The sequence below is a fragment of the Sinomonas halotolerans genome, from assembly GCF_039615075.1.
GTDB lineage: Bacteria > Actinomycetota > Actinomycetes > Actinomycetales > Micrococcaceae > Sinomonas > Sinomonas halotolerans.
In genome coordinates this window covers 196082-222659 of sequence record NZ_JBDFRB010000002.1, presented here as the reverse complement: position 1 = coordinate 222659, position 26578 = coordinate 196082, and the positions used below count along the sequence as shown (strand labels likewise).

The following is a 26578-nucleotide window of genomic DNA, read 5'->3' as shown; positions in this document are numbered from 1 at the left end:
CGTTCACGATACCTGCTGGCAGCGGGACGGCGCGTGCTGGGGCGTGCCTACGATGGTCCTCATGGCGACGGACGGCAGAACGGGCGGCGGCGAGACGCGGCACTGGTGGCTCTTCGGGGCGAGCGGATTCGTGGGGAGCGGGATCACGGCCGAGCTCGCCGCGCGCGGGATCGCGCACGAGCGGATGCGGGCCGAGCGCCTGGCCACCGGCGCCCGGGACGCCGCCGGGATCCTCCGCGAGGCGCACGATGCCGAGGCCGCCGGGGGCGGGCTCGTCCGCCGACTCGCGGACGCCATCCCCGCCGGAGCCGTCGTGGTCAACGCCGCTGGGCTCGCGGCGCCCGACTCCCCCGACGGCGACTCCCTCTACGGGGCCAACGCCCTGTGGCCGGCTGTGCTCGCGCTCGCGTGCGCCCGTGCGGGCGCCTCGCGGCTCGTGCACCTGAGCAGCGCGGCCGTCCAGGGCGAGCGCGCGGTGCTCGACGAGACCTGGGAGGCGAGCCCCTTCTCCCCGTACTCGCGGTCCAAGGCGCTCGGCGAGCACGCCCTCGAGGCCCTCCTGCCCGGGCTCCCGGCAGGACTGCTCTCCGTAGTACGCGCCACGAGCGTCCAGGGACCGGGCCGGCGCACGACGGCGTCGCTCGCCCGCGTGGCCTCCTCGCCCCTCGCCTCGGTCGCCGGGCGCGGGGACGCGCCGTCCCCCGTGAGCTCCCTCGCTGCCCTCGCGCAGTTCACCGTGGACGTCGCCCTCGCGGCGCCCGGCCAGGTCCTCGTCCTCCAGCCATGGGAGGGGATGACCGTGCGCTCCGTCCTCGCCGCGGCCGGCGGCAGGGAACCCCTGCACCTGCCGGCGTGGATGTGCCGCGCCGCGGTCCGCACCGGCTATGCGCTGTCCGGCCTCGCGGGGGGCCGGCTCCACGGTGCCGTCCGCCGGGCCGAGGTCATGTGGTTCGGGCAGGGCCAGACGCCCGGGTGGGCCGAGGCGAACGGCGTGGTGCCTATGCCCCGCGCGGAGCAGGTCCTGCGGGAGGCTGCGCAGAGTCGGAAGGAACAGGCTCGGAGGGAGCAGGACCGGAGGGAGCGGGCTCGGAGGCTGCGGGAGAAGTAGCCTCGGGCTCTGCGCCGCCGTCCGGGGCGGCGGCCTCAGGCTCCTCGCCCATGCCGAGCAGGTCCGGAACGGTGCCGCGCAGCACCTCGAGGCTCAGCGCCCCCTGGCGGACGACGCGAAGGCGCTCGCCCGTGCAGTCGACGATGGTCGAGGGGACGCCCTCGCTGCCGCCCGTCACCGGCCGGAACCCGTCCTCGAGGTAGACCTCGATCGACTCGGCGAGCTGTGCGCGCGCCTCTGACGCCGTCTGCGCCGCGGGCTGCCCGGTCCGGTTGGCACTCGAGACCGCGAGCGGTCCGGTGATCGTCAGGAGCGCCTGCGCGAGCTCGTCGTCCGGGATGCGCAGGGCCACCGTGCCGCGGGTCTCCCCCAGGTCCCACGTGAGCGAGGGCTGCGCGTGGAAGATGAGCGTGAGAGGGCCCGGCCAGAACTTCTCCGCGAGGGCGCGGCCGGCCGCCGGGATCTCGGAGGCGAGGCCGTCCATGGTCTGGAGCCGCGGGATGAGCACGGGCGGCGGCATCGAGCGCCCGCGGCCCTTCGCCGCGAGCAGGGTCGCGACGGCCTGCGCCGAGAAGGCATCGGCCGCGACGCCGTAGACCGTGTCGGTCGGCATCACGATGCACTGCTTCTGGGCGATCGCGCGCTGGGCATGGGCGAGGCCCTCGGCGCGCTGGGCTGGGTCGGTGCAGTTGTAGCTCGTCGTGGTCACGGCGATCATTCTTCCACGCGTTCTGGCGCGTGCGTTCTCCGGACGCCGTCAGCGCGCGCCCGCACGCACCGCGCTCGTGGCCCGCGGCAGGCCGTTGAGGTCCTCATGCGAGCGCACCCGCCGCCACGCACCGTCCGCGTCGGCAGCGAGGAGTCCGGCGATCCGCTCGGCCTGCACCTCGGCGTGCTCCATGACGAAGAAGCCGCCCGGCCGCAGGAGCCGGGCCGCTGTCGCGGCGGCGGCGAGGGGCAGCTCGAGGCCGTCCTCTCCCCCGCCGTAGAGCGCGAGGTCCGGATCATGCTCGGCGGCCTCCGGCTCACGCGGCACCATGCCGGCCGGGATGTAGGGCGGGTTGGAGACCACCGCATCGACTGTCCCGTCGAGCTCGCGGAAGGCCGTGCGCAGGTCCCCGCGGGCTAGCCGCACCCGGCCGCCGAGCTCCGGCAGGGAGAGGTTCCGCTCGGCCCACGCATAGGCGTGGTCGCTCAGCTCGACCGCGTGCACGCGCGCCCGCGGCACCTCGTGCGCGACCGACGCCGCGATGGCGCCCGAGCCCGTGCCGAGGTCGACCACGGACGGCGACCAGTCGGCGTCGTGCGCCGCGGCTTCCTGCGCGAGCCAGTCCAGGGCGAGCTGGACGACCCCCTCCGTCTCCGGGCGCGGCACGAAGACCCCGGGGCCGACCGAGAGGGTGAGGTGCCGGAAGTGCGCGGCGCCCGTGAGGTGCTGGAGCGGCACGCGCCGCGCCCGCTCCTGGACGAGGTCCCAGAAGCCCTCCGGGACCGGCGCGCCCGTGATGGCCAGGGCGCGCAGCCGGCCGAGGCCCCCGCCCCCGAGGCGGTCGCCGCCCGGGCCGGCGGAGAGCACATGCACCGCGATCTGCTCGGCGTCGGCGCGCGGGCTCGGCACGCCCGCCTCGGCGAGGAGCGCGGCCGCCTGCCGGAGGGCCGCACCGAGGTCGTCCCACCGGTGCGCGTCCCCCGACCCGGGCGCCTGCGCGACCATGGGCCTACTCGCCGATCGCGTCGAGCCGGGCCTGCTCGTCCATGTCGATGCAGGACTGGACCACGGGGCCCAGGTCCCCGTTCATGACCGCGTCCAGGTTGTAGGCCTTGTAGCCCGTCCGATGGTCCGCAATGCGGTTCTCGGGGAAGTTGTACGTGCGGATCCGCTCGGACCGGTCCATGGTGCGGACCTGCGACTTGCGGACCTCGGCGTTCTCGGCGTCGATCTGCTCCTGCTGGTGCGCGAGGAGGCGCGAGCGGAGCACGCGCATCGCGGCCTCGCGGTTCTGCAGCTGGGACTTCTCGTTCTGCATCGCGACCACGATGCCCGTGGGCAGGTGCGTGATGCGCACCGCGGAGTCGGTCGTGTTGACGGACTGGCCGCCCGGGCCGGACGAACGGTAGACGTCGATCTTGAGATCGTTGGCGCTGATCTCGATCTCCTCGGGCTCGTCCACCTCGGGGAACACGAGGACTCCCGCGGCGGACGTGTGGATGCGGCCCTGGGACTCCGTGACCGGCACCCGCTGCACGCGGTGCACCCCGCCCTCGAACTTCAGGTGCGCGTAGACGCCCTCCGCCGGGTCGTTCGAGGTGCCCTTGACCGCGATCTGGATGTCCTTGTACCCGCCCAGGTCGGACTCCGTCGAGGAGAGGACCTCCGTCTTCCAGCCCTTGGACTCCGCGAAGCGGACGTACATGCGGGTCAGGTCCGCCGCGAAGAGCGCCGCCTCGTCTCCGCCCTCGCCGCCCTTGACCTCGAGGATCACGTTGCGCGAGTCGTTGGGGTCCCGCGGGATGAGCAGCCGCCGCAGCTTCTCCTGGGCCACGGGCAGCTGCTCCTCGATCGAGGCGACCTCGGGGGCGAAGTCAGGGTCCTCCGCGGCCATCTCGCGTGCGGCCTCGAGGTCGTCGGAGAGCTGCTTCCAGCGGTTGTAGGCGTCCACGATCCCGCCGAGCTGGGCCGAACGGCGCCCGAGCTTCCGCGCGAGCGCCTGGTCCTGGTAGACCGCGGGGTCGCTGAGCTGCCTCTGGAGCTCAGCGTGCTCGTCCAGCAGTCCTTGCACGGACTCGAACATGTCGGTGGCCTTTCTCGTGGGTCGTGCGCGCGCCCGGCGCGCGCGGTGCCGTTTTCACCGGCGCGGTTGCCGGCGCCGTCGTCGTCAGCGCCTCGCGTGCGCCGATGACGACGGCGGCCGGCACCCGGGTGCCCGGGGCCGGCCGCCGTGCTGGGCAGCTAGTGCTTGTCGTTCTCCGACTTGGACGCAAGGGTCGTCTTCTGCACCTGCAGGAGGAACTCGACGTTGGACTGCGTCTCGCGGATCTTCGTGGTCAGCAGCTCGAGCGCCTGCTGGGTGTCGAGGCCCGAGAGCACGCGGCGCAGGCGCCACATGATCTTGACCTCTTCCGGAGAGAGCAGGTTCTCCTCGCGGCGCGTGCCGGACGCATTGACGTCCACGGCCGGGAAGATGCGCTTGTCCGCGAGCTGGCGCGAGAGGCGGAGCTCCATGTTGCCGGTGCCCTTGAACTCCTCGAAGATGACCTCGTCCATCTTGGAGCCGGTCTCGACGAGCGCGGTCGCGAGGATCGTCAGGGAGCCGCCGTTCTCGATGTTGCGCGCCGCACCGAAGAAGCGCTTCGGCGGGTAGAGCGCGGCCGAGTCGACACCGCCGGAGAGGATGCGGCCCGAGGCGGGCGCCGCGAGGTTGTACGCGCGGCCCAGTCGGGTCATCGAGTCGAGGAGCACGACGACGTCCATGCCCATCTCCACGAGGCGCTTGGCACGCTCGATCGCGAGCTCCGCGACGGTCGTGTGGTCGTCCGCGGGGCGGTCGAAGGTCGAGGCGATGACCTCGCCCTTGACCGAGCGCTGCATGTCGGTGACCTCTTCGGGCCGCTCGTCCACGAGGACCATCATGAGGTGGACCTCGGGGTTGTTGATCGTGATGGCGTTCGCGATCGACTGCAGGATGAGCGTCTTGCCCGCCTTGGGGGGCGAGACGATGAGGCCGCGCTGGCCCTTGCCGATCGGGGCGACGAGGTCGATGACGCGCGGGCCGATCTTCTTCTGGTCCGTCTCGAGGCGCAGGCGCTCCGAGGGGTAGAGCGGGACGAGCTTGGTGAACTCGACCCGGCCCTTCATCTCCTCCGGGCTCTTGCCGTTGACGCTCGTGACCCGCACGAGGGCATTGAACTTCTGGCGGTTGCCCTGGCGGCCGCCGCCCTGCTGGCCGCCGCCCTGGCTGTCCTCGCCGTCACGCGGCGCACGGATCGCGCCGACCACCGCGTCGCCCTTGCGCAGGGCGTACTTCTTGACCTGGGCGAGCGGGACGTAGACGTCGTTCGGGCCCGGCAGGTAGCCGGAGGTGCGGATGAAGGCGTAGTTCTCGAGCACGTCGAGGATGCCGGCCACGGGCAGGAGGACGTCGTCCTCGGTCACCTCGGTGTCGTCCACGTCGGGGCCGGCGCTGCGGCGGCCGCCGCGGTCGCGCGTGCGCTCGTTGCGGTCGCGGAAGCGGTCTCCGCGGCCGCCCTGCTCGTCGCGGTCGCGGCCACGGCGGGAGCGGCGCGAACGGCGCGAGCCGCCCTCCTCGCCGTCGCCCTCGTCACGGCGGCGCTCCTGGCGCTCGCCGCGGTCCTGGCGGTCCTCGCGCTCCTGGCGGTCCTCGCGGCGGTCTTCGCGCGGGCGGCGCTCACGGCGCTGACGGCCCTCGCCGGCCTCGGACGGCTGCTCGCCGGCCTCCACAGCGACGGCGGCCTCGGGCACGCCCTGGCCCGTCTGCGCAGCCTGATCGGCCTGCACTGCCTGGTCCGACGGCGCAGAGGCCTGCGCCTCGGCACGGCGGTTGCGGTTGCGCGTGCGCGGGCCACGGGCCGGCGCCTCGCCGGCAGCGTGCTGCTCGCCGGCCTCGCTCGGGGCGGCCTCCTGGGCCGGCGCCGCCTCGGCCGAGACGGCCTGCGCGGGCGCGGTCTGGGCAGCCTGCTCGGCGGTGGGGGTCACGACCCCGTCGCTCCCCGCACGACGGCGGGTGCGGCCGCGGCCTCGGCCGGCGCCCGCCTCGGCGGGAACCTGCTCGGCGACGGAGGCCTCCTGCGCGGGTGCCTGCTGGGCGGGCGCCTCGGCGGCGTTCAGGGCAGCGGCCTCACCGGCGGCGGTGACGGCCTTCGCGGACGCGCCGCGCCCACCGGCGCGCCCCACGGGCTCGCCCTTCTGGTGGGCGGAGATGGCGGCGACGAGGTCGCTCTTGCGCATGCGGGAGCCACCGGTGATGCCCAGCTGGGATGCGAGGGCCTGAAGCTGCGCGAGCTTGAGGCCGGCGATCCCCTTGGATTCTGTGGTGGAGGACTCCACGGCTGGGTTCAGCTCAGTGGTCTGTGTCACGGATGATCCTTCCGGAGTCGACTGCGCAGGCCGAATGGCCTGCGCATCGTGGTCATGGCCGCCGACTCGAGCGGTGGCCAGGGTGCGCCCCTGCGGGGCCGGAAGGCCGGGCAGGGCCGTGTGGAGACAGCCCACCCAGAGCGTGCGGGAGGATCACTGAGCTGCTTGCGGGGACAGCCGCGAGCAGCCTGACCGGCTGCAGAGCTGGAAGGGCGGCACCCTCTGCCGGGAATCTGGCCTGGACGGCGACGAACGCGCTCATCATGGGGTTCAACCGGTCAAACCCGGCTGACGCAGATTCACCGCGGGTACAGCTCCACTCTAGCACCTTCGCGGTCCACAGCCAGACGCAGGACACGCCAGTCCGTCACGGACTCGCGTCCCTGCTCCGCATCCTGCACCCCGTGGACGAACCGCTCGACGCTCGCCACGACCTCCTCGGCCTCGCCCTCCCCCGCAGCGAGGACCAGCACCGTGGGCCCTGCGCCCGAGACCACGGCCGCGTGGCCCTCGGCCCGCAGGCGCTCGATGAGCTCGGCGCTCGGCGCCATCGCACTCGAGCGGTAGCTCTGGTGGAGGTAGTCCTCTGTCGCCGGGAGGAGCAGCGACGGGTCACGGGTGAGCGCATGGACCAGCAGTGCCGCACGGCCCGAGTTCGCCGCCGCCGCGTGGTGCGGGACCGACGAGGGCAGCAGCGAGCGCGCGAGCTCGGTGGAGAGCTCGTAGTCCGGGATGGCGACGACGGGCACGATGTCCTCGACGACCTCGGCGGACACGGAGCGGAAGGAGTCGCCGTCCTGCCACGAGAGCGCGAGGGAGCCGAAGATCGCCGGGGCCACGTTGTCCGGGTGGCCCTCGATCTCGCTGCACAGCTGGAGGGCCCATGCCCGGTCGGGCCGGTCCTCCGGCTCGACCAGGGCGGCGGCGGCCAGGACCGCGGCGGCCGTGGCGGACGCCGACGAGCCGAGGCCGCGCCCATGCGGGCTCACGTTCTCGGCGGTGAGCCGCAGCCCTGAGCGCGCGTACCCGAGGCGCGCGAGCGCCGCGTCGAGCGTGCGCACCACAAGGTGGGACTCGTCGCGCGGGAGCGAGTCCGCGCCTTCGCCGCTGAGCTCGAACTCGAGCACCCGATCGTCGGCCGTCTCGACCGTGACGGTGTCGTAGAGCGCGAGGGCGAGGCCCAGGCTGTCGTACCCCGGTCCGAGGTTGGCGCTCGTGGCCGGCACACGGACCGTGACGCGCTGCCCGCCCCGCACGGGACGCAGCGCCTGCTCCGGCATCAGGCGGTGTGGTCGAGGCCCAGCTCGACCGCGACGGACACGACGTCGTTGCTGACCTTGACCGGCTCGACCTCGCTGCCGTCCTCCGTGCGCAGGGCCCACTGCGGGTCCTTGAGCCCATGGCCCGTCACGGTGCAGACGATCGTCCTGCCACTGGGCACCTCGTCGGCGGCGTGCTTCTTGAGCAGGCCCGCGACCGAGGCCGCCGAGCCGGGCTCGACGAAGACGCCCTCCTTCGAGGACAGCCAGCGGTGCGCGGCGAGGATCTCCTCGTCCGTCACGGCGTCGATGAGCCCGCCGGACTCGTCACGGGCGGCGATCGCCGTGTCCCACGAGGCGGGGTTGCCGATCCGGATCGCCGTGGCGATCGTCTCGGGATGGGTCACCGGGTGGCCGGCGACGAACGGTGCGGCCCCGGCGGCCTGGAAGCCCCACATGACGGGCAGCTTCGTCGACACGGCGGGACGCACGCCCGATCCGTACTCGGTGTCCTGCGCGTACTCCCTGTAGCCCTTCCAGTAGGCGGAGATGTTGCCCGCGTTCCCGACCGGGAGGACATGGATGTCCGGGGCGTCGCCGAGCGCGTCGACGATCTCGAACGCGGCGGTCTTCTGCCCCTCGATCCGGGCCGGGTTGACGGAGTTCACGAGGAACACCGGGTAGGACTCGGCGAGCTTGCGCGCGATCTCGAGGCAGTCGTCGAAGTTGCCGTCGACCTGCAGCAGGGTGGCGCCGTGCGCGATCGCCTGGGAGAGCTTGCCGAGCGCGATCTTGCCCTCGGGCACGAGGACGGCGCACGTGAGCCCGGCCGCGGTGGCGTACGCGGCGGCGGACGCGGACGTGTTGCCGGTCGAGGCGCACACGACGGCCTTCGCACCGGCCTCGACCGCCGCCGTCATGGCCATGGTCATGCCGCGGTCCTTGAACGAGCCGGTCGGGTTCATGCCCTCGACCTTGAGGTAGACCTCGGAGCCCGTGAGGGCCGAGAGCTTCTCTGCGCGCACGAGCGGCGTGCCGCCCTCGCCCAGGGTGATCACCCGGGTCTCCTCGGTGACGGGCAGACGGTCGGCGTATTCGCGGATGACTCCGCGCCACTGGTGGGCCACTAGACTCCTTCGACTCGCAGGACGCTCGTCACGGCACGGACGGCGTCGAGGTTCCTGATCTCCGCGACGGTCGCGGCGAGCGCCGCCTCCGAGGCGGCGTGGGTGACGAAGCGCAGCTCGGCGCGCCCCTCGGCAGCCCACCGGGCGTCCGCGGGCAGGCCCTCGGCGCCGTCGACGGACTGGCGCATCGTCTCGATCGAGACGCCGTTCTCGGCGAAGACCGTGGCGACGCGGGCGAGGACGCCCGGCTGGTCGGCGACCTCGAGCCCGATGCTGTAGCTCGTCGTGATCGCGTCGGGACCCACCATCGGCAGGTCGCGCGTGGCGGTGTCGACCCGGCCCGGGCCGCCGGCGACGACCCGGCGTGCGGTCGAGACGACGTCGCCCATGATCGCGGACGCCGTCGGCGCACCGCCTGCGCCCGCCCCGTAGAACATGAGGGAGCCGGCGTTCTCGGCCTCGACGAACACCGCGTTGAAGGCGCCGTGGACGGCGGCGAGAGGGTGCTTGCGCGGCAGGAGGGTCGGGTGCACGCGCACGCTTACGCCCTCGGTGCCGGACGCGTCGCGCACGAGCTCGGCGATCGCGAGGAGCTTGATCGTCATGCCCGCGTCCTTCGCGGCCGCGATGTCCTCGGCCGTGACGGACGTGATGCCCTCGCAGCGCACGGCGTCGAGGTCCACCCGGGTGTGGAACGCGAGCGAGGCGAGGATCGCGGCCTTCGCCGCCGCGTCGTGGCCCTCGACGTCCGCGGTGGGGTCAGCCTCGGCGTATCCGAGCCGCTGGGCCTCGGCGAGCACGTCGGCGAACTGTGCGCCGGTCGTGTCCATTGCGTCGAGGATGAAGTTCGTGGTGCCGTTCACGATCCCCAGGACGCGCGTGATGCGGTCCCCCGAGAGGCTCTCGCGGATCGGCCGGATGATCGGGATGGCCCCGGCGACCGCCGCCTCGAAGTTCAGCTCGGCGCCGTGGCGCTCGCCCTCGGCGAACAGCGCCGCCCCGTCCGCGGCGAGCAGCGCCTTGTTGCCGGTCACGACCGAGGCGCCGCGGCGGAGGGCCTGGAGGATGCGCGTGCGGGCAGGCTCGATCCCGCCCATGAGCTCGATCACGAGATCCGCCCCGTCGATGAGCGACTGGGCATCGGTCGTGTACAGCTCGCGCGGGAGCTCGACGTCCCGCGGCGCGTCCACGTCCCGCACCGCGATCCCCGTGAGCTCGAGGCGGGCGCCGACGCGCGCGGCGAGGGCGTCGGCGTCGTCCAGGAGGATGCGCGCCACCTGCGATCCCACGGTGCCGCCGCCCAGCAGCGCGACCTTGAGCGATCTCTGTGTCATTCCCACTCCCATCGTCACACTCCCATGTCGCGGGAGAGCAAGTCCTCTTCGGTCTCCCCGCGCACGATCCACCGGGCGGTGCCGCCGCTGACCGCGACGACGCCCGGACGGGCGAGGTAGTTGTAGTTGCTCGAGAGCGCCCAGCAGTACGCGCCCGTGCCGGGCACGGCCAGGAGGTCGCCGGCGCCCACGTCGTCGGGCAGGTACGCGTCGCGGACCACGATGTCGCCGCTCTCGCAGTGCTTGCCCACCACCCGGCTCAGCTGCGCGGGCGCGTCCGAGGCGCGGCCTGCGAGCGTGACCGAATAGTCGGCGTCGTACAGCACCGGGCGCGCGTTGTCGCTCATGCCGCCGTCCACCGAGACGTAGCGGCGCACCGCTGTGGCGCCGGTCTCCGCGGCCGCCCCGCCGGAGTCCGCCGACCCGCCGGGCAGGTCCACGACCACGTCCTTGACCGTCCCCGCCTCGTAGAGGGTGAACGTCGTCGAGCCGACGATCGCGCGGCCGGGCTCGATCGAGATGCGGGGCGGTGCGATGCCGAGCCGTCCGCACGTGGCGCGGACGACGCCGGCCAGCGCCTCGGCGATCTCGCCCGGCGGCCGGGGCGCGTCCCCCGGCAGGTAGGCGATGCCGTAGCCGCCACCGAGGTCGAGCTCGGGCAGCCCGGCCCCGTAGGCCGAGCGCATCTGCGCGATGAACTCGAGGAGCTTGACCGCGGCGAGCTCGAAGCCCTCCGGCTCGAAGATCTGGGAGCCGATGTGGCAGTGCACGCCGAGCAGTTCGATGCTGTCGTGGTCCACGGCAGCGGCGACCGCCTCCTCCGCGGCGCTGGCCGCTGTGCCGCCGTGCTCGCCCTCGAATCCCGCGCTCGCGGTGCCCGGGGCCATCGAGAGCCCGAACTTCTGGTCCTCGTGCGCCGTCGCGATGAACTCGTGGGTATGGGCGTGCACGCCCGGCGTGAGCCGCAGCATGACCTTCGCCCGGGGGGCCTCAGTGCCGGCCTCGCCCCCGCCCGCGCCAGCGCCCGGCGTGTCCGTCCCGCGATCGGCCGCGATCCGCGCCACCCGCTCGAGCTCGGCGAGGCTGTCCACGATGATCCGCCCCACGCCCATGTCGAGGGCGCGGGCGATCTCGGAATCCGACTTGTTGTTGCCGTGCAGCCCGATGAGCTCGCCCGGGAGGCCGGCCTTGGCCGCCACGGCAAGCTCGCCGCCCGAGGCGGTGTCCAGGCGCAGGCCCTCCTGCGCGACCCACGCCGCGACCGAGGAGCACAGGAAGGACTTGCCGGCGTAGTAGACGTCCACCCCGCCGCAGATGTCCGCGAAGGCGGAGTCGAAGGCGTCCTTGAACGCGCGTGCGCGCGCCCGGAAGTCCGGCTCGCTCAGGACGAACAGGGGCGTGCCGAACCTCGCCTTGAGCTCGGCCACGGTGAGTCCCCCGACGGCGAGCTGGCCGTCCGGGCCGCGCTCGGCGTCGTGCGCCCACATCTTGGGCTCGAGGGCGTTCAGGTCCGCCGGCAGCGTGAGCCACGCCGGGGCGAGGGGCGAAGGGGCCGCGTGGGGCGTGGCGCCGCCCCCGGCTGTGGTCTCGGGCACGGGACTACATCCTCTCCGGGGCGGACACACCGAGCAGGCCCAGTCCGTTGGCGAGGACCTGGCTCGTCGCGTCGTTGAGCCACAGGCGCGTGCGGTTGAGGTCGGTGACCTCGTCCTCGCCCTGGGGTGCGATGCGGCAGTTGTCGTACCACGAGTGGTAGGCGCTCGCGACGGTCTCGAGGTGGCGCGCCACACGGTGGGGCTCCCGGAACTCCGCCGCCTTGGCAACGATCGAGGGGTACGCGGCGAGGTGCGCGAGCAGCTCGCCCTCGGTCGAGTGGTCCAGGAGCGCGGCGTCGAAGGCGTCCGCGCCGTCCACAGTGCGCTCGACGCCGGCCGCGGCCGCGTTGCGCGCGGCCCCCCGCGAGCGGGCGTGGGCGTACTGGACATAGAACACGGGGTTCTCGTTCGTGTTCTTCTTCAGCAGCTCGGGGTCGAGCGTGAGCGGCGAATCGGCGGGGAACCGGGCGAGCGAGTAGCGCACCGCGTCCTTGCCGAGCCACTCGATGAGGTCCTTGAGCTCGATGATGTTCCCCGCGCGCTTGGAGAGCTTGGCCCCGTTGACGGACACGAGCTGGCCGATGAGGATCTCGATGTTCGCCTCGGGGTCGTCGCCCGCGCACGCCGCGATCGCCTTGAGGCGGTTGACGTAGCCGTGGTGGTCCGCGCCGAGCAGGTAGATCTTCTCCGCGAAGCCGCGGTCCTTCTTGGACAGGTAGTACGCGGCGTCCGCGGCGAAGTACGTCGGCTCACCGTTGGCGCGGATGAGGACGCGGTCCTTGTCGTCGCCGAAGTCGGTCGTGCGCAGCCAGACGGCGCCGTCCTTGTCGAACACGTGGCCCTGCTCGCGCAGGCGGGCGACGGCGGACTCGATCGCGCCCGCGTCGTGGAGGGACTTCTCCGAGAAGTAGACGTCGAACGAGACGTCGAAGGCCGCGAGGGTCGCGCGGATGTCCTTCATCTGCGCCTCGTAGGCCGCGTGGCGCACGATCGGCAGGGCGGCGTCCTCGGTCAGCTCGCGCACGCCCGGGTGGGCGCTGAGCACGTCATGGCCCAGGTCCACGATGTACTGGCCGGGGTAGCCGCCCTCCGGCACCCCGCGGCCGTGCAGGCGCGAGAGCACCGAGTTCGCGAACACGTTCATCTGGCTGCCGGCGTCGTTGATGTAGTACTCGCTCGTCACCTCGGCGCCGGAGGCGCGCAGCACGCGGGCGATCGAGTCGCCGAGCGCGGCCCAGCGGGTGTGGCCGATGTGGAGCGGGCCGGTCGGGTTGGCCGAGACGAACTCCATGTTGACCACGTGGCCTGCGAGGGCGGCATTCGTGCCGTAGTCGGTCCCCGCCTCGACGATGGCCTTCGCGAGCGCACCGGCCGCGGCCGCGTCGAGGGTGATGTTGAGGAACCCGGGGCCGGCGACCTCGACCGAGGCGACGCCCTCGTACGCGGTCAGGCGCGCAGCGATGAGCTCGGCGAACGCGCGGGGGGCCATTCCGGCCTTCTTCCCGAGCTGGAGGGCGATGTTCGTGGCCCAGTCGCCGTGCTCGCGGCTCTTCGGCCGCTCCACTCGCACCGTCTCCGGGACGTCCACGGAGATCTCCCCGGCGCGCACGGCGTCGGCAAGGCAGGCAGAGAGAGCGGTCGAAAGTTCTTCGGGAGTCACGACCCCTAGAGTACCGGCGGGGCGCTGCGGCGCCGAAACGTGCCCGTCGCATGAGACGCGCAGCGGCGAGGACGGCGCGAGGTGCGTTCGCCGCGCGGCAGGGGCGACGCCGTCGTCCTCCATGGCGCCGGCGGCGACGATGGCCTGGGCCGCGTCACCGCGCGGCGAGCACACCGCCGTCGTCGTCCACGGCGCCGGGCCTGCTCGCATGCCAGCCGGCGACCGCGAGGACGGCGAGCACGGCGGCGAGGAACGCGAACGACGCCGTCCAGGTCCCCGTGGCGTCGCGCAGTGCACCGGCGACCACCGGGCCGAGGCACGCGACCGCGTACCCCACGCCCTGCGCGAAGCCCGAGAGCGCGCCCGAGACCCTCTGCGAGCGCGTGCGCAGGTTCACAAGGAGGAGCGCGAGCGGGAAGGTCGCAGGGCCGAACCCCGTCAGGACGGACCACAGCGCGGGCGCGGCGGCGGGGGCGAACCACAGTCCCCCGAACCCGGCAGAGAAGCATGCCACGCCGAAGACCACGATGGGCCACGGCGTGCGCAGCCGCGTTGCGACCAGCGGGACCGCGAGGCTCAGCGGGAGGCCCGGCGCCGAGAAGAGCGCGAGCTGGAGGCCGGCTTCCTCAGGGCTCAGGCCCGCCTCGAGCGCGATCCTCGGGATCCACGCGAACATCGTGTACGTCATGAGGGACGTGCACCCGAAGAGGAAGGCGAGGGCCCACGCCCGCCGGGAGCGCCACACGCGGATCGGGGCGGAGCCGGCCGGGTCCGGCACCCGGCCTGCGGGGGCGGCGGCGCCGGGGCCGCGCTCTCCTCCGGCCGGCCGCTTCCCCCGGGCCGGCCAGATGCTCAGCCACGGCAGGACCGCGACCGCATTGACGAGAGCCCACGAGCCGAGCGAGAAGCGCCAGCCCGCTGCCTCGGCCACGGGAACGGCCACTGCGGGCGGAATGGCCGTGCCCACGCTGATCACGGTCACATAGAGCGCCGTCACGACGCCCGGACGGTCCGTGAAGTGCTTCTTGACAAGAGGCGGGAGCACGATGTTGCCCGCGCCCATCCCGGCCAGCGCGACCACCGTCCCCGCGATGAACAGCCAGGTGTCCCCCGCGGCGGCGCGCACCGCCTGCCCGAGGCCCGCAAGCGCCATCGCGCCCACCGCGATCGCCTCCGGGGACGCACGGCGCATGAGGGCCGGCGTCGCGAGGCCTGCGATGGCGAAGAGCGCAGTGGGGAGCATGCCGATCACGCCCACGAGCCACGAGGGCAGCAGGAGGTCGCGTCCGATCGACTCGACCACGGGCGGGACGGCGGTCACAGCGGTGCGGAGGGTGAACGCGACGGCGAGGATGCCCGCCAGCACGAGCAGCCTGCCGCGCCACGGCCGCGGCGCCGTCGGATTCCTGTGCTCGCCCATGAGGCGACCGTACAGGAGGAGGTGCACCGCATGGTGCGCTGTCCGGCCGCGCGGCCTGGCTCCACGGCCTGGCTCCACCGCCAGCGAGGCGGGTTTGCACAACGCCGCCGCGGACCTGATAAGCTCGACGAGTTCCGATTCGGAACACGAGCTGCCCTCGTAGCTCAGGGGATAGAGCGTCTGCCTCCGGAGCAGAAGGCCGTAGGTTCGAATCCTATCGAGGGCACAGCCTGAAGGCCCCGCCGATCTGATCGGCGGGGCCTTCGTCGTCCCCCGGCCCGGGCACGCGGTGGCCTGCCGTGTCTCAGCTCCGGGCGCGGCCGCGTCGCCGTGGCACGAAGGCACGGACGACGGCGTCGATCGCCGCGAGCACGTCCGCTTCGGGGTCGACCGCCAGCCGGTGCAGGATCATGCCCTCGCCGACTGCGGTGATCGCAGTCGCCGCGGCCGCCGGGTCAGGCGCTCCCAGGCGCGCCATGGCGGTTTCGACGAAGGCCCGGAAGCGCACCCTGCCGGCGAGCAGTGGCCGCCGGACGTCTTCATTGTGCGTGCCCTCGAGGAAGAGCACGTAGCGGGCGATGGTCCGGGTCCGGGAAGCGGTGGTGATGTGCTCGACGCCCTGGACCAGCAGCGCGACGAACTCCCCGACGTCGGCCGGCGGGCTCGGGGGCGCTCCGAGCTCCGCCAGGTCCTGCTCCGCAATCCAGTCCACGACGCCCGTCAGGAGCGCGGCGCGCGTGCGGAAGTAATTCGACGTCGACCCCCTCGGGATCCCAGCGGCCTCGTCGACCCTCGTGTGCGTGAGGGCCCTCAGGCCCTGGGTGCCGAGGAGCTCGGCAGCCGCCTGGAGAGCTTTTTGCCGAGTCGACATAGGACCACTATAGACGCAGTGACATCCCACTAAAGAAGTAGTAGAATCGCTCCATGGCAGGCGCGGCTGTCGCCCAGGGCGCCCTCACGGCTCGGCCCTCCTGAGGCGGCCGCGCATCCGGCGAGGGTGCATCCTCGAGGCCCCCCGTCATGCAGCTACGAGCGCCGGGCAGCTTCGAAGGAGAATCCGATGCCTGCAGTGGAACACAGCGTCCTCATCGCGCGGCGGCCGCAGGAGGTCTTCGACTTCCTGGCGGACTTCGACAACCTCTCGGCCTATGACGCCTTCGTCACTGCGTCCGGCCGGGTCGGCGACGGTCCCCCAGGGCTGGGAACGCGCGGCTGGGGGACAACACGATTCATGGGCCAGCAGTTCGACTGGGTGGTCGAGTTCACGGAGTTCGACCCACCGCGGCGCATGGCTTCACGCTCGGTAGAGGGAACCCGGGACCTCACCGCGGTGTTCACGATGGAACCGGCCGGCGGCGGCACGCACCTCACCGAGCGTCTCGAGACGGCGGCCACGATGGGCGGGCTCCTGCGCAGGCTGCCCGCTCCGCTGGTGAACAGGCTCCTGCGCCGGTCGCTCCGGGCGAACCTCAGAACCCTGGCCCGCCTGCTGGACGGCCGGACATGATCCCCCCCGGCCCCAAGACCTCAATGCCGCAGCTTGAGGGCGTGGCGCACCGGTGGATTGACGTGCGTGGGCTCAGCATGCACGTCGCCGAGGCCGGCGAGGGCGACCCGCTGATCCTCCTGCACGGCTTCCCCCAGAACTGGTGGGAATGGCATGCCGTCATCGCCCGCCTGGCGGAGCACTTCCACGTAGTCGCCGTCGACCAGCGCGGCTTCGGCTGGACGGACGCGCCACCGCGCGGCTACAACGCCCAGACCCTCATCGGGGACCTCGTCGGGCTCATGGAACAGCTGGAGGTCCCGCGCGCTCGGTTCCTCGCACACGACTGGGGCGCCCTCGTCGCCCAGCTTCTGGCGGTGGAACGTCCCGACCTCGTCGAGGCGCTCGTCGTCACCGGCGCTCCCGACGTGCACATCAGGCCCAACGCCCGACTGCTCTCGCTCCTGCCCAAGATCTGGCACGCCTTCGCCCTCGCGGTCCCGGCCGTCGGCCCGCGCCTCCAGCGAAACCACAGGCTCGTGCGGCACCTCTTCACGGCCTTCGAGCCGCCAGGGGGAGTCGCAGAGGATGACATCGCGCTCTACCGCGCCGCGATGGCAAGGCACAGCAGGGCCACAGCGGGCTCTGCCCTCTACCGCAACACCATCCTCCCGGCTTTCATGTCCATCATCTTCGGCGCGTACGCCCAGAGGGAATTCTCAACGCCAGCCCTCGTCCTCATCGGCGCACGGGAACCCTCTGCTGCCCTGCAGGAGATGGGCCACCACGCCGGACGCGGCCGCAATATCACCACAGAGATCCTCCCCGGCGAGGGCCACTTCCTCCCCGACCACTGTCCCGGCGTCGTGGCGGAAAGAGCCATCCGGTTCTTCGAAGAGGCCTCCCGGGCGGGCCGCCCCAATTCCTCCTCCTGAGGTTCACGGCCAGATGCCGGGAGTGCCCCGTGGGGCGCTCCCGGCCGGTGTCCGGCTGCTCAGGCTTCGGGGTCGAGCACGAAGTCGTACACCATCTCCTCGCCGCGCCCGCCGGCCGCGGGCTTCGGGTCGAGCATGAGCTCCGGCTTGACGGCCGAGGCGATGTCGTCCTCGTTGTGCGCGTCCCCGGGGAAGTACAGCTGCGCGGTGAGCTGCTGCTGGCCTGGGGCGGAGACCTTGACGTGGATGTGCGCGGGGCGCCACGCGTGCCAGCCGGCCGCGGCGATGAGCTTCCCGCAGGCGCCGTCGGTGGGGATCTGGTAGGGGGCGGGGCGCATGGTCTGGACCTCGAAGCTGCCGTCCGCCGCGGTCACGACAGTGCCGCGCAGGTTCCACTCGGGCAGGCCGGGGGCGTACTGCGAGTAGAAGCCGTCGGCGTCGGCATGCCAGACCTCGACCGTCGCGCCGGCGAGGCCGCGGCCCTCGAGATCGCGGACATGCCCGCGCCAGACCAGCTCGGTGCCCGGCTCGTCAGCACGGCGGTCCAGGCGCGCCACTCCCTCGGAGGCCGGCGAACCGGGAACGTAGTACGGGCCCTCGATCGTGCCCTTGGAACCCTTGCGGTCCGATGTCGCGACCTCCTCGACCACGTGCTCGACCCACACGTCGAGGAACAGGGGCCACTCGCCGTCCTCGCCCACGGAGATGAGCCAGTCCTTGAGCGCGTTGTACTCCGCGTACGTGACCTCGTGGCGGCGGATCGTCGCGTAGACGGCCTCGAGGACCTCCTTGGCCAGCAGCGATACACGCTCCTGTGGGACGTCGAGCCCCGCGCGCTTGCCGCTCTCCCTGAACCGCTCGGTGGCCTTGCTGCCGGCCGCTGACGCCGTCGGGCTGAACTCGGTGGTGGTCTCCGTCATGGTCATCCTCCTCGATGATTCCGAATGGTCTCGTGGGGCCCGCCTCGGGGGCCTGCGAGGCCTGATGCCCCGCGGCCTGCCGCACAGGGCCTCGCGTCGTCCACCACGGTAGGCCGGGCGATTGTGACAGGACAAATACTTTATTCGCGATGATTCAGATGCTCCCCGTCTCAATTCCACCCTTGGGCAGGCCTAGGCATTTCCCCAGTGTGATGTGCGCCACCCGATTGGCACCATCGTTCGGAGGCTGCGACGAGGTGGTCGCGGCAGAGCAACTGGAGGAACCATGACGGAAATGCTCGACCAGGTGCGCAGCAGGCTCGCCGACGCGGTCGTCGAGGACCCCGACAACGGCATCTACCGCGCCAACCGGAGCAACTTCACCGACGAGGAGCTCTTCGAGCTCGAGATGAAGCACATCTTCGAGGGCAACTGGGTCTACCTCGCCCACGAGTCCCAGATCCCCGAGGTCGGGGACTACTTCACCACCTACATCGGCCGCCAGCCGATCATCATCTCGCGGGCCAAGGACGGCGAGCTCTACGCCAACATCAACGCCTGCAGCCACCGCGGGGCAATGCTCTGCCGCCGCAAGACGGACAACCGCACCACATTCACGTGCCCCTTCCACGGCTGGACGTTCTCCAACACGGGCAAGCTCCTCAAGGTCAAGGACCCGCGCGGCGCCGGCTACCCCGAGCAGTTCAACAAGGAGGGCTCGCACGACCTCACGAAGGTGGCCCGCTTCGAGAGCTACCGCGGCTTCCTCTTCGGAAGCCTCAAGGCGGACGTCAAGCCGCTCGAGGAGCACCTGGGCGACGCCGCGAAGATCATCGACATGATCGTGGACCAGTCCCCCGAGGGGCTCGAGGTCCTGCGCGGCGCCTCGACCTACACCTACGACGGCAACTGGAAGGTGCAGGCGGAGAACGGCGCGGACGGGTACCACGTCTCCGCGACGCACTGGAACTACGCAGCCACCACGGCCCGCCGCAGCACCGGCGAGTCCAGCAACGAGACCAAGGCCATGGACGCCGGCTCGTGGGGCAAGCAGGGCGGCGGCTACTACTCGTTCGAGCACGGCCACCTTCTCCTGTGGATGTGGTGGGGCAACCCGCAGGACCGTCCCAACTTCGACAAGAAGGACGAGTGGGCCCAGCAGTTCGGCCCGGAGCGCGCCGAGTTCATGGTCGGGGCGTCCCGCAACCTCTGCCTCTACCCGAACGTGTACCTCATGGACCAGTTCAGTTCGCAGATCCGCCACTTCCGGCCCATCTCGGTTGACAAGACCGAGGTCACGATCTACTGCATCGCGCCCAAGGGCGAGTCCGCCGCAGCCCGGGCCAACCGGATCCGCCAGTACGAGGACTTCTTCAATGCCACGGGCATGGCCACGCCGGACGACCTCGAGGAGTTCCGCTCCTGCCAGAAGACCTACCTCGCCACCGCGGCACCCTGGAACGACATGAGCCGCGGCGTGGCCCACCAGATCGCGGGTCCGGACGAGACCGCCAAGGGCCTCGGGCTCAACCCGCTCTCGAGCGGCGCGCGGACCGAGGACGAGGGCCTCTACCCCATCCAGCACGGCTACTGGCTCGAGGCCATGCGCGAGGCGGTCGACGCCGAGGCTGCCGCCGCCGACTCCTCGGCCCGCTGACGCGGTCCCGCAGACCCTTCGACAAGGAGACTTCCCATGACCCTGATGGCAACGCATGAGCCGGGCGTGATCGGCCTCGAGGACATCCGCCAGTTCCTCTACCGCGAGTCCCGCTTCCTCGACGACCGCGAGTTCGACCGCTGGCTCGACTGCTACCACCCCGAGGCCGAGTTCTGGATGCCCGCCTGGGCGGACGACGACACCCTCACCGAGGACCCCCAGAGCGAGATCTCGCTCATCTACTACGCCAACCGCGGCGGGCTCGAGGACCGCGTCTTCCGCATCAAGACCGACCGCTCGAGCGCCACGAGCCTCCCCGAGCCGCGCACGGGCCACAACATCTCGAACGTCGAGATCCTGCACCAGGACGGGGACGTGGTGGACGTCCGCTTCAACTGGCTCACCCTCTACTACCGCTACAACACCGTGGACCCGTACTTCGGCACGTCCTTCTACACGATCGACTTCGCCGGGACGCAGCCGGTCATCACCAAGAAGAAGGTCGTCCTCAAGAACGACTACATCCACCACGTCGTGGACATCTACCACATCTGAAAGGGAGCGGCATGAGCCACACCATGGGCTACAAGGTGGCCCTGAGCTTTGAGGACGGCGTCACGCGCTTCGTCACCGCCAACCCCGGCGAGACCGTCGCGGACGCGTCCTACAAGGCCCGCATCAACATCCCGCTCGACTGCCGCGACGGCGCGTGCGGGACGTGCAAGGCGTTCTGCGAGTCCGGCTCCTACGACGGCGGGGACTACATCGAGGAGGCCCTGACCGATGACGAGGCGGAGGCCGGCTTCTGCCTGCCCTGCCAGATGGTCCCCGAGACGGACCTCGTGCTGCGGATCGCCGGCACCGCCGAGATGGCCAAGAGCGGCATCGGCGCCTTCACGGCGAGGATCGACCACCTGCACTGGTACGCGGACAACACGGCGGGACTGACCCTGACGCTCGAGAACCGCCAGGACCTCCACTTCCTGCCCGGCCAGTACATGAACGTCAAGGTCCCCGGCACGGAGGAGGAGCGCAGCTACTCGTTCTCGAGCGGCCCGGACCAGGACCAGCTCGCGTTCCTCGTGCGGACCGCGCCGGACGGCGTCATGACCACGTACCTCAAGGAGCGGGCCTCCGAGGGCGACACCCTCGAGCTCGAGGGCCCCATCGGGAGCTTCTTCCTGCGCGACGTCAAGCGCCCTGTCCTCATGCTCGCCGGCGGGACGGGGATCGCCCCGCAGCTCGCGATGCTCGAGAAGATCGCGCAGGCGGCGGAATCCGGGGCCCAGCCCGCGTTCCCGATCCACATGGCCTACGGCGTCACCTGGGACAAGGACCTCGTCGAGGTCGACGCCCTCGGACGGTACGCCGAGCGGATCGAGGGCTTCACCTTCGACACGATCGTGGCGGACCCGGCATCGGAGCATCCGAAGAAGGGGTACGTCACCCAGCACCTCGCGCCCGGCCACCTCAACGACGGCGACGTGGACGTCTACCTGTGCGGCCCGCCCGCCATGGTCGACGCGGTGCGGAAGCACTTCGACGGCGAGGGGATCACGCCGTCGAACTTCTACTACGAGCGCTTCGCCGTGGGCGTGCCGCACGAGCGCGCCCTGCACCCGGCGGGCGCGGCGTGACCGTCCACACCGGGCGCTTCGCGGGCAAGGCCGTCCTCGTCACGGGCGCGGCCCAGGGCATCGGCCGGGCGGTCGCCGAGCGGATCGCGGCCGAGGGCGGCGAGGTCGTCCTCGTGGACCGGGCAGAGCTCGTGCACGGCGTGGCCGAAGCCCTCCGCGAAGCGGGCGGCACGGCGCACGGCGTCACCGTGCACAGCGTCCCCGTGCACAGCGTCACCGCTGATCTCGAGGCGTACGACGGCGCGGTGGACGCCGTAGGCGCAGCCCTCGCCGCGGCGGGGCGCATCGACGTCGTCGTGAACAACGTGGGCGGGACGATCTGGGCCAAGCCGTTCGAGCACTACACGGCCGAGGAGATCGAGAAGGAGGTGCGCCGTTCGCTGTTCCCGACGCTCTGGACCTGCCGGGCGGCGCTACCCCACCTGATCGCCCAGGGGTCCGGCACGATCGTCAACGTCTCCTCGGTGGCAACCCGCGGCGTCAACCGCGTCCCGTACGCGGCGGCGAAGGGTGGGGTCGGGGCCATCACGACGGCGCTCGCCCTCGAGGCGGCCCCGCACGGGGTGCGTGTCGTCGCCACCGCGCCGGGGGGCACCGAGGCCCCCCCGCGCGCCGTCCAGCGCGGGCCCCTGCCCCAGACCGAGCAGGAGAAGGCCTGGTACCAGCAGATCGTGGACCAGACCGTGGACTCCTCGCTCCTGAAGCGCTACGGCACCCTCGACGAGCAGGCGGCCGCCATCTGCTTCCTCGCCTCGGACGAGGCGTCCTACATCACGGGCACCATCCTGCCCGTGGCCGGGGGCGACCTGGGCTGACCGCCCGGGCCGCCGCCCCGGCCCCCCCTTGCGCGACCCTGTTCCACCTGATTCACCGCTTCGCCTGTTCCACCCGCTTCGCCTGTTCCACCCGCTTCACACCTCTGGCCCTCACCGCATCGACAATGGAGTCCCTGCATGCCACTGCCATCCCCCGGCGCTGCCACACTGCGCCAGAAGCACACGGTCCTCTGGGTCGTCGCCCTCGCGACCGCGGCCCTCACCTTCGACGGCTACGACCTCGTCGTGTACGGCACGGTCGTCTCCACCCTCCTGCGCGATCCGTCCCAGATCGGGGCGCTCGACCCTGCGGCGGCGGGCGCCCTGGGCAGCTACGCGCTCATCGGCGTCATGGTAGGCGCGCTGGGCTGCGGCGCGATCGGCGACTACATCGGCCGCCGCCGCGTCATGCTCACCGCGATCGTCTGGTTCTCGCTCGGCATGGGCGCCACGGCGATGACCTCGTCCGTGGCCGCGTTCGGCATCTTCCGCTTCCTCACCGGGATCGGCGTCGGCGCGCTCGTCGCGACCGCCGGCGCGGTCGTCGCGGAGTTCGCCCCGGCCGGCCGCAAGAACCTCTACAACGCGATCGTCTACTCGGGCGTCCCCCTCGGCGGAGTGCTCGCCTCGCTCCTTGCCATCTCCCTCGGCGGGGGGAGCCACTGGCGGCCGCTGTTCTGGATCGGCGCCCTTCCGCTCGTGCTCATCCTCCCGTTCGCCCTGGCCAGGCTGCCCGAGTCCCCGCTGTGGCTCCTCGCGCGCGGCCGCCCCGCCGAGGCCGAGCGCGCGGCGGAGCGCGCCGGCCTGGCCCTCCCGCCCCAGGAACGGGAGGCCACGCCGGACGCCGAGGTGCCCCTGGGCTTCAAGGGCCTCGCGACCCGCCGCTACGCGCTCCCCACGGCGCTCATGGGCCTCATGAGCTTCGCGGGCCTCCTGCTCACCTACGGCCTCACCACCTGGCTCCCGGAGATCATGCGCATGTACGGTTTCGGCAAGGAGTACTCGCTCACGTTCCTCCTCGTGCTCAACGCGGCAGCCATCTTCGGCGGCCTCGCTGCGGCGGTGACGGTGGACCGCACCGGGCCGAAGCGCATCATCGCCGGGACGTTCGCCCTCGCGGCCGCCGCGCTCGTCCTCATGACCGTGCCGCTGCCGTTCGGCGCGCTCCTCGCGGCCGTGGGCGTGGCCGGGATCGGCACGATCGGCACGCAGGTGCTCGTGTACGGGTTCATGGCGAACTTCTACCCGACGCGGGCCCGTGCCGCCGGGGTGGCCTGGTGCGCCGGCTTCGGCCGCCTCGGCGGCATCCTCGGCCCGGTCGTGGGCGGGGTGCTCCTGGGCGCGGGCGCCTCGGGCCAGACCGCGTTCTGGATCTTCGCCGGGATCGCCCTCGGCGGCGCCCTCGTGACTGTCCTCGTCCCGCGTCCGCGCCGGGACCCGGCGCCGTCCCCGAGCCTGCAGGACGGGCCGGAGGCCGCACGGGTATAGCACCCTTCGCCGTGGGGCATGAGGCGTGCCGCGCCGTTTCCCGCTAGCGTCGGGGCATGGCGATTCTCGATGGCGAACTCGTTGGCAGGGCCCAGGAGCTGTCCGAACTGGACGCGCTCCTGGGCCTTGCCGCGTCCGGGAGCCCCCAGTGCGTCATCATCGAAGGCCCGGAGGGGATCGGCAAGAGCGCGCTCGTGGCCGCCTTCGCCGCCCGCCACCCGGGGGTGGCAGCCCTACGCGCCACAGGCTCGGAGTGGGAGCGCGCGCTCCAGGGCGGAATGCTCGGCCAGCTCGGCATCGTCCCGGCTCGCGGTCCCGCGGACACAGACGAGCCGGCAGGCACGCACCCGGGCGGGGAGGAAGGCACGCACGACGCCGGGTGGTCGCCCCCCGCGGAGCAGCCGGCCTGGCTTCCGGCCGGCATGGCTGCCCTCGACCGGCTCACGGCGCTCGCGGAGGGCGGTCCCGACACCAGCACTCCTGCAGAGGGGCGCACCCCGGCACCTGACGGCGCGCCTGCGCCTGACCGGTCCCCCGCCGGCGCGCACAGCGCAGCGCTCGTGGTGCTCGATGCGCTCGAGCACGCCGACGCGCTCTCGCTCGAGGCGCTCGCCTACGCATTCCGCAGGCTGGCCGTCCCCCTCCTCATGCTCGGGACGATGGGCCCCGCCGGTGCCCACCCGGGCTCCCCGGCTGCCGTGTTCGCCGCGGCGGTGGGCGCCCGGCGGTTGCGGCTCGCGCCCCTGGGACCGGCGGCCCTGCGCGGGCTCGCGTCCGCCCGCGCGGGCCTCGAGCTCTCCGCAGAGGCGCTCGAGGCGCTCATGGGCGCCTCCCGCGGGTACCCCGGGCTCGCGCTCGAGGCGCTCGCCGAGGGCGAGGAGCTGCTGGGCGCCTCCGCCATGGCGTCGGAAGGGCCGCGGTCCGTGCCCGCCTCGGTGGCCTCGCGCACCGCACGGGCCCTCGAGGGCCTCTCCCGCTCTGCCCGCGCGCTCGTCGAGGCCGTGGGCATCCTCGGCGGGACGCCAGCGGCAGCCGACGCGGCCGCCCTCGCGGGGCTCGACTGCACTCCAGAGGCCGTGCTCGCCGCCGCGGACGAGGCCTGGTCGGCCGGGCTCCTGGACTGCTGGAACGTGGCTGGCACCCTCAGGGTGGCCGTGCGGGAGGAACTCGTGCGCCGCGCGGTCGTGGACGGCCTCGGCCCGGGTGCCCGCGCCGCGCTCCACTCGCGCGCGGCGGCGCAGGCGCCGTCCACGCGGGAGCGGGTGCACCATCTCGTGGCCGCGGCCACGTCTCCGGACGCCGCGATCGCCGGGGAGGCCGATGCGCTCGCTGCCGCCGAGTCCACGGCGGGCAACTGGAGCGCCGCCGCGGACGCGCTCCTGGCCGCGAGCAGGCTCCACACCGAGCCGCGCCTGCGCGAGGAGCGCCTCCTCGAGGCCGCCGAGGCCATGATCGGCGCCGGCGACCTTCCCCGGGCCGCGCCGCTCATCCGGCAGATCGAGTCGCTCCCCCAGAGCGCGCTGCGCGACGCCGCGCTCGCGTACTACGCGATCCACCGCGGCCACGCGCGCCGGGCGGGCGCGCTGCTCGAACGGGCGTGGGCCTCGCGACCGGCAGACACATCCCGGGAGGTGTCCTCGCGCATCGCCCAGTACCGGGTGCTGCATTCCTTCGCCTCGTGGGACAGCCCTTCCCTGCTCGCGTGGACGGAGACCGCCGTGCGCCTCTCCGGCCCGGACAGCACCGCGGGCCTCGAGGCACGTGCCATGCTCGGGCTCGGGCTCGGCTCCGCGGGCCGCCACCGGGAGGCCCACGCGGCGTACCGCGAGCTCGCCACCTCGCCGCACCTCGGGGCCCGCAGCCAGCGCCTCCAGCTGGGCCGCGGCTGGCTGGCCCTGGCCCTCGACGACCTCGACGAGGCCCGGCTCGAGCTGCGGGCCGCCATCCAGCCCGCGCGCCGGCCAGGGTCCCTGCGCATCACCCTGTGGGCGCACGCGATGCTCGCCCGCGCGGAGTTCCTCGGGGGACGCTGGGACGATGCGCTCGCCACCGCCCGGGCAGGGCTCGCGCTCAACACGCCCGTGGGCATGGAGCTCGTGGACCCCCTCCTGCACTGGACGGCGGCGCAGGTCCTCGCGCTCCGGGCTGACGCCGACGCGGCCGAGCAGCACGCCGCAGCGGCTGCGAGCGCGGCCGAGGCCTACCCGGTCATGCACCTGGGCGCGGCCATGGCGGCCGCCGCGGTCGCGGAGGCGCGGGGCGACCACCCGGCGGTGCTGCGAGCATGCGAGCCCGTGGTCCGGCTGGACCGCACCCGGGGCATCGACGAGCCCGGCTTCTGGCCGTGGCAGGACGTGTACGCCAAGGCCCTCGTGCGGACGGGGGACCTGGACGCGGCGGATGCCTTCCTGCGGCCCCTCGAGGCGCGTGCCCGCGAGCTCAGCCACCGCAGCACGACGGCGCGGCTCGCCTCGGTGCGCGGCCGGATCCTCGCGGCCCGCGGCGAGACCGACCACGCCATGGCCTCCTTCGAGGGCGCGCTCGGCGCGATCGCGGGCCTGGCCCTCCCGTACGACTCCGCGCGCATCCGCTTCGCCTACGGCCAGACCCTCCGGCGCGCGGGACGGCGCCGGGACGCGGCGGCCGTGCTCTCGACGGCGCGGGACGGATTCGCCGCGCTCGGGGCTGTGGTGGACGCGGCGCGGTGCGAGCGCGAGCTCCAGGCCGCCGGCACCGGGACCGGTGCCGTGGCATCCATGGGCGCAGCGGCCGGCGGCCAGGCTGCTGGCCCAGTGCCCGGGGTCCCTGCGGGGGCCGCGTTCACGGCCCAGGAGGAGGCGGTGATCCGCCTCGTCGCCTCCGGGATGAGCAACCGGGACGCGGCACGGGAGCTCTTCGTCTCGGTCAAGACGGTGCAGTACCACCTCACGCGGATCTACGCGAAGCTCGGGATCAGCTCGCGGTCCGAGCTCGCTGCGGGCTTCGCGGCCGGGCGGCCCGCATCCGCGGCACGGCCGGCGGCCGGCCCCGACTAGACTGGAT

21 protein-coding genes and 1 tRNA gene are annotated in these 26578 nt (G+C 72.7%); 10 read left to right on the top strand and 12 right to left on the bottom strand.

Going from position 1 to position 26578, the window contains the following annotated elements:
• Positions 1–61: 61 nt before the first annotated feature.
• A complete protein-coding gene (locus ABCQ75_RS03455) occupies positions 62–1108 on the top strand; it encodes an NAD-dependent epimerase/dehydratase family protein (RefSeq protein WP_345883117.1) in 1047 nt (348 codons plus the stop codon).
• Here ABCQ75_RS03455 and ABCQ75_RS03450 read toward each other — a convergent pair.
• The 10 genes from ABCQ75_RS03450 to ABCQ75_RS03405 all read right to left on the bottom strand — a co-directional run bounded on the left by ABCQ75_RS03450 (position 999) and on the right by ABCQ75_RS03405 (position 14598).
• Complete coding sequence (locus tag ABCQ75_RS03450) at positions 999–1826, bottom strand: L-threonylcarbamoyladenylate synthase (protein ID WP_345883116.1); 828 nt, start codon at positions 1824–1826, stop codon at positions 999–1001. The two genes, ABCQ75_RS03455 and ABCQ75_RS03450, sit on opposite strands and share 110 nt — an antisense overlap.
• Positions 1827–1865: 39 nt before the next feature.
• A complete protein-coding gene (gene prmC / locus ABCQ75_RS03445) occupies positions 1866–2822 on the bottom strand; it encodes a peptide chain release factor N(5)-glutamine methyltransferase (RefSeq protein ID WP_345883115.1) in 957 nt (318 codons plus the stop codon).
• 4 nt (positions 2823–2826) lie between these two features.
• The gene (gene prfA / locus ABCQ75_RS03440) at positions 2827–3900 is read right to left on the bottom strand and encodes a peptide chain release factor 1 (protein WP_345883114.1); all 1074 of its coding nucleotides are present in this window, start codon (positions 3898–3900) and stop codon (positions 2827–2829) included.
• Between the two features lie 158 nt (positions 3901–4058).
• A complete protein-coding gene (gene rho / locus ABCQ75_RS03435) occupies positions 4059–6203 on the bottom strand; it encodes a transcription termination factor Rho (protein WP_345883113.1) in 2145 nt (714 codons plus the stop codon).
• 299 nt (positions 6204–6502) lie between these two features.
• Entirely contained in the window at positions 6503–7483 is a 981-nt protein-coding gene (thrB, locus tag ABCQ75_RS03430) for a homoserine kinase (RefSeq protein WP_345883112.1), read from the bottom strand.
• Positions 7483–8589: a threonine synthase gene (gene thrC / locus ABCQ75_RS03425; protein ID WP_345883111.1), complete on the bottom strand. Its 1107-nt coding sequence runs from the start codon at positions 8587–8589 to the stop codon at positions 7483–7485. Before thrC ends, thrB begins: the two co-directional genes overlap by 1 nt.
• On the bottom strand, positions 8589–9923 hold the full coding sequence (locus ABCQ75_RS03420) for a homoserine dehydrogenase (RefSeq protein ID WP_345883110.1): 1335 nt from the start codon (positions 9921–9923) through the stop codon (positions 8589–8591). The genes thrC and ABCQ75_RS03420 overlap by 1 nt, the downstream gene beginning before the upstream one ends.
• Positions 9924–9937: 14 nt before the next feature.
• Entirely contained in the window at positions 9938–11518 is a 1581-nt protein-coding gene (lysA, locus tag ABCQ75_RS03415; RefSeq protein WP_345883109.1) for a diaminopimelate decarboxylase, read from the bottom strand.
• 4 nt (positions 11519–11522) lie between these two features.
• Entirely contained in the window at positions 11523–13178 is a 1656-nt protein-coding gene (gene argS, locus ABCQ75_RS03410; RefSeq protein WP_345883235.1) for an arginine--tRNA ligase, read from the bottom strand.
• A 154-nt stretch (positions 13179–13332) separates the two neighbouring features.
• Positions 13333–14598, bottom strand: coding sequence for an MFS transporter (locus ABCQ75_RS03405; RefSeq protein WP_345883108.1), 1266 nt, complete (start codon positions 14596–14598; stop codon positions 13333–13335).
• Positions 14599–14751: 153 nt separating this feature from the next.
• Between ABCQ75_RS03405 and ABCQ75_RS03400 the strand changes: the two genes are divergently transcribed.
• Positions 14752–14824 (top strand) — tRNA-Arg (locus tag ABCQ75_RS03400).
• 78 nt (positions 14825–14902) lie between these two features.
• On the opposite strand, the gene ABCQ75_RS03395 is transcribed toward ABCQ75_RS03400, so the two are convergent.
• A complete protein-coding gene (locus ABCQ75_RS03395) occupies positions 14903–15469 on the bottom strand; it encodes a TetR/AcrR family transcriptional regulator (RefSeq protein WP_345883107.1) in 567 nt (188 codons plus the stop codon).
• Between the two features lie 189 nt (positions 15470–15658).
• On the opposite strand from ABCQ75_RS03395, the gene ABCQ75_RS03390 reads away from it, so the two are divergent.
• A complete protein-coding gene (locus tag ABCQ75_RS03390; protein WP_345883106.1) occupies positions 15659–16105 on the top strand; it encodes an SRPBCC family protein in 447 nt (148 codons plus the stop codon).
• Positions 16106–16167: 62 nt separating this feature from the next.
• On the top strand, positions 16168–17019 hold the full coding sequence (locus ABCQ75_RS03385; RefSeq protein ID WP_345883105.1) for an alpha/beta fold hydrolase: 852 nt from the start codon (positions 16168–16170) through the stop codon (positions 17017–17019).
• A 59-nt stretch (positions 17020–17078) separates the two neighbouring features.
• On the opposite strand, the gene catA is transcribed toward ABCQ75_RS03385, so the two are convergent.
• Positions 17079–17939, bottom strand: coding sequence for a catechol 1,2-dioxygenase (gene catA / locus ABCQ75_RS03380; RefSeq protein WP_345883104.1), 861 nt, complete (start codon positions 17937–17939; stop codon positions 17079–17081).
• Between the two features lie 286 nt (positions 17940–18225).
• Between catA and benA the strand changes: the two genes are divergently transcribed.
• From benA to ABCQ75_RS03350, 6 genes are all read left to right on the top strand, one after another.
• A complete protein-coding gene (benA, locus tag ABCQ75_RS03375; RefSeq protein WP_345883103.1) occupies positions 18226–19596 on the top strand; it encodes a benzoate 1,2-dioxygenase large subunit in 1371 nt (456 codons plus the stop codon).
• 36 nt (positions 19597–19632) lie between these two features.
• The gene (benB, locus tag ABCQ75_RS03370; RefSeq protein WP_427916024.1) at positions 19633–20151 is read left to right on the top strand and encodes a benzoate 1,2-dioxygenase small subunit; all 519 of its coding nucleotides are present in this window, start codon (positions 19633–19635) and stop codon (positions 20149–20151) included.
• 11 nt (positions 20152–20162) lie between these two features.
• Entirely contained in the window at positions 20163–21233 is a 1071-nt protein-coding gene (gene benC, locus ABCQ75_RS03365) for a benzoate 1,2-dioxygenase electron transfer component BenC (RefSeq protein ID WP_345883102.1), read from the top strand.
• A complete protein-coding gene (locus ABCQ75_RS03360) occupies positions 21230–22048 on the top strand; it encodes a 1,6-dihydroxycyclohexa-2,4-diene-1-carboxylate dehydrogenase (RefSeq protein WP_345883101.1) in 819 nt (272 codons plus the stop codon). Before benC ends, ABCQ75_RS03360 begins: the two co-directional genes overlap by 4 nt.
• Positions 22049–22186: 138 nt before the next feature.
• Positions 22187–23536, top strand: coding sequence for an MFS transporter (locus tag ABCQ75_RS03355; protein ID WP_345883100.1), 1350 nt, complete (start codon positions 22187–22189; stop codon positions 23534–23536).
• A 56-nt stretch (positions 23537–23592) separates the two neighbouring features.
• Entirely contained in the window at positions 23593–26571 is a 2979-nt protein-coding gene (locus ABCQ75_RS03350; RefSeq protein ID WP_345883099.1) for a helix-turn-helix transcriptional regulator, read from the top strand.
• The last annotated feature ends 7 nt before the right edge of the window (positions 26572–26578 follow it).

Coding starts and splice junctions, on each gene's coding strand:
- ABCQ75_RS03420 (WP_345883110.1), bottom strand. CDS start 9,923: ATGACACAGAGATCGCTCAAGGTCGCGCTGCTGGGCGGCGGCACCGTG.
- ABCQ75_RS03355 (WP_345883100.1), top strand. CDS start 22,187: ATGCCACTGCCATCCCCCGGCGCTGCCACACTGCGCCAGAAGCACACG.
- ABCQ75_RS03450 (WP_345883116.1), bottom strand. CDS start 1,826: ATGATCGCCGTGACCACGACGAGCTACAACTGCACCGACCCAGCCCAG.
- benC (WP_345883102.1), top strand. CDS start 20,163: ATGAGCCACACCATGGGCTACAAGGTGGCCCTGAGCTTTGAGGACGGC.
- ABCQ75_RS03455 (WP_345883117.1), top strand. CDS start 62: ATGGCGACGGACGGCAGAACGGGCGGCGGCGAGACGCGGCACTGGTGG.
- benA (WP_345883103.1), top strand. CDS start 18,226: ATGACGGAAATGCTCGACCAGGTGCGCAGCAGGCTCGCCGACGCGGTC.
- ABCQ75_RS03405 (WP_345883108.1), bottom strand. CDS start 14,598: ATGGGCGAGCACAGGAATCCGACGGCGCCGCGGCCGTGGCGCGGCAGG.
- ABCQ75_RS03350 (WP_345883099.1), top strand. CDS start 23,593: ATGGCGATTCTCGATGGCGAACTCGTTGGCAGGGCCCAGGAGCTGTCC.
- prfA (WP_345883114.1), bottom strand. CDS start 3,900: ATGTTCGAGTCCGTGCAAGGACTGCTGGACGAGCACGCTGAGCTCCAG.
- ABCQ75_RS03395 (WP_345883107.1), bottom strand. CDS start 15,469: ATGTCGACTCGGCAAAAAGCTCTCCAGGCGGCTGCCGAGCTCCTCGGC.
- ABCQ75_RS03390 (WP_345883106.1), top strand. CDS start 15,659: ATGCCTGCAGTGGAACACAGCGTCCTCATCGCGCGGCGGCCGCAGGAG.
- benB (WP_427916024.1), top strand. CDS start 19,633: ATGACCCTGATGGCAACGCATGAGCCGGGCGTGATCGGCCTCGAGGAC.
- thrB (WP_345883112.1), bottom strand. CDS start 7,483: ATGCCGGAGCAGGCGCTGCGTCCCGTGCGGGGCGGGCAGCGCGTCACG.
- catA (WP_345883104.1), bottom strand. CDS start 17,939: ATGACGGAGACCACCACCGAGTTCAGCCCGACGGCGTCAGCGGCCGGC.
- prmC (WP_345883115.1), bottom strand. CDS start 2,822: ATGGTCGCGCAGGCGCCCGGGTCGGGGGACGCGCACCGGTGGGACGAC.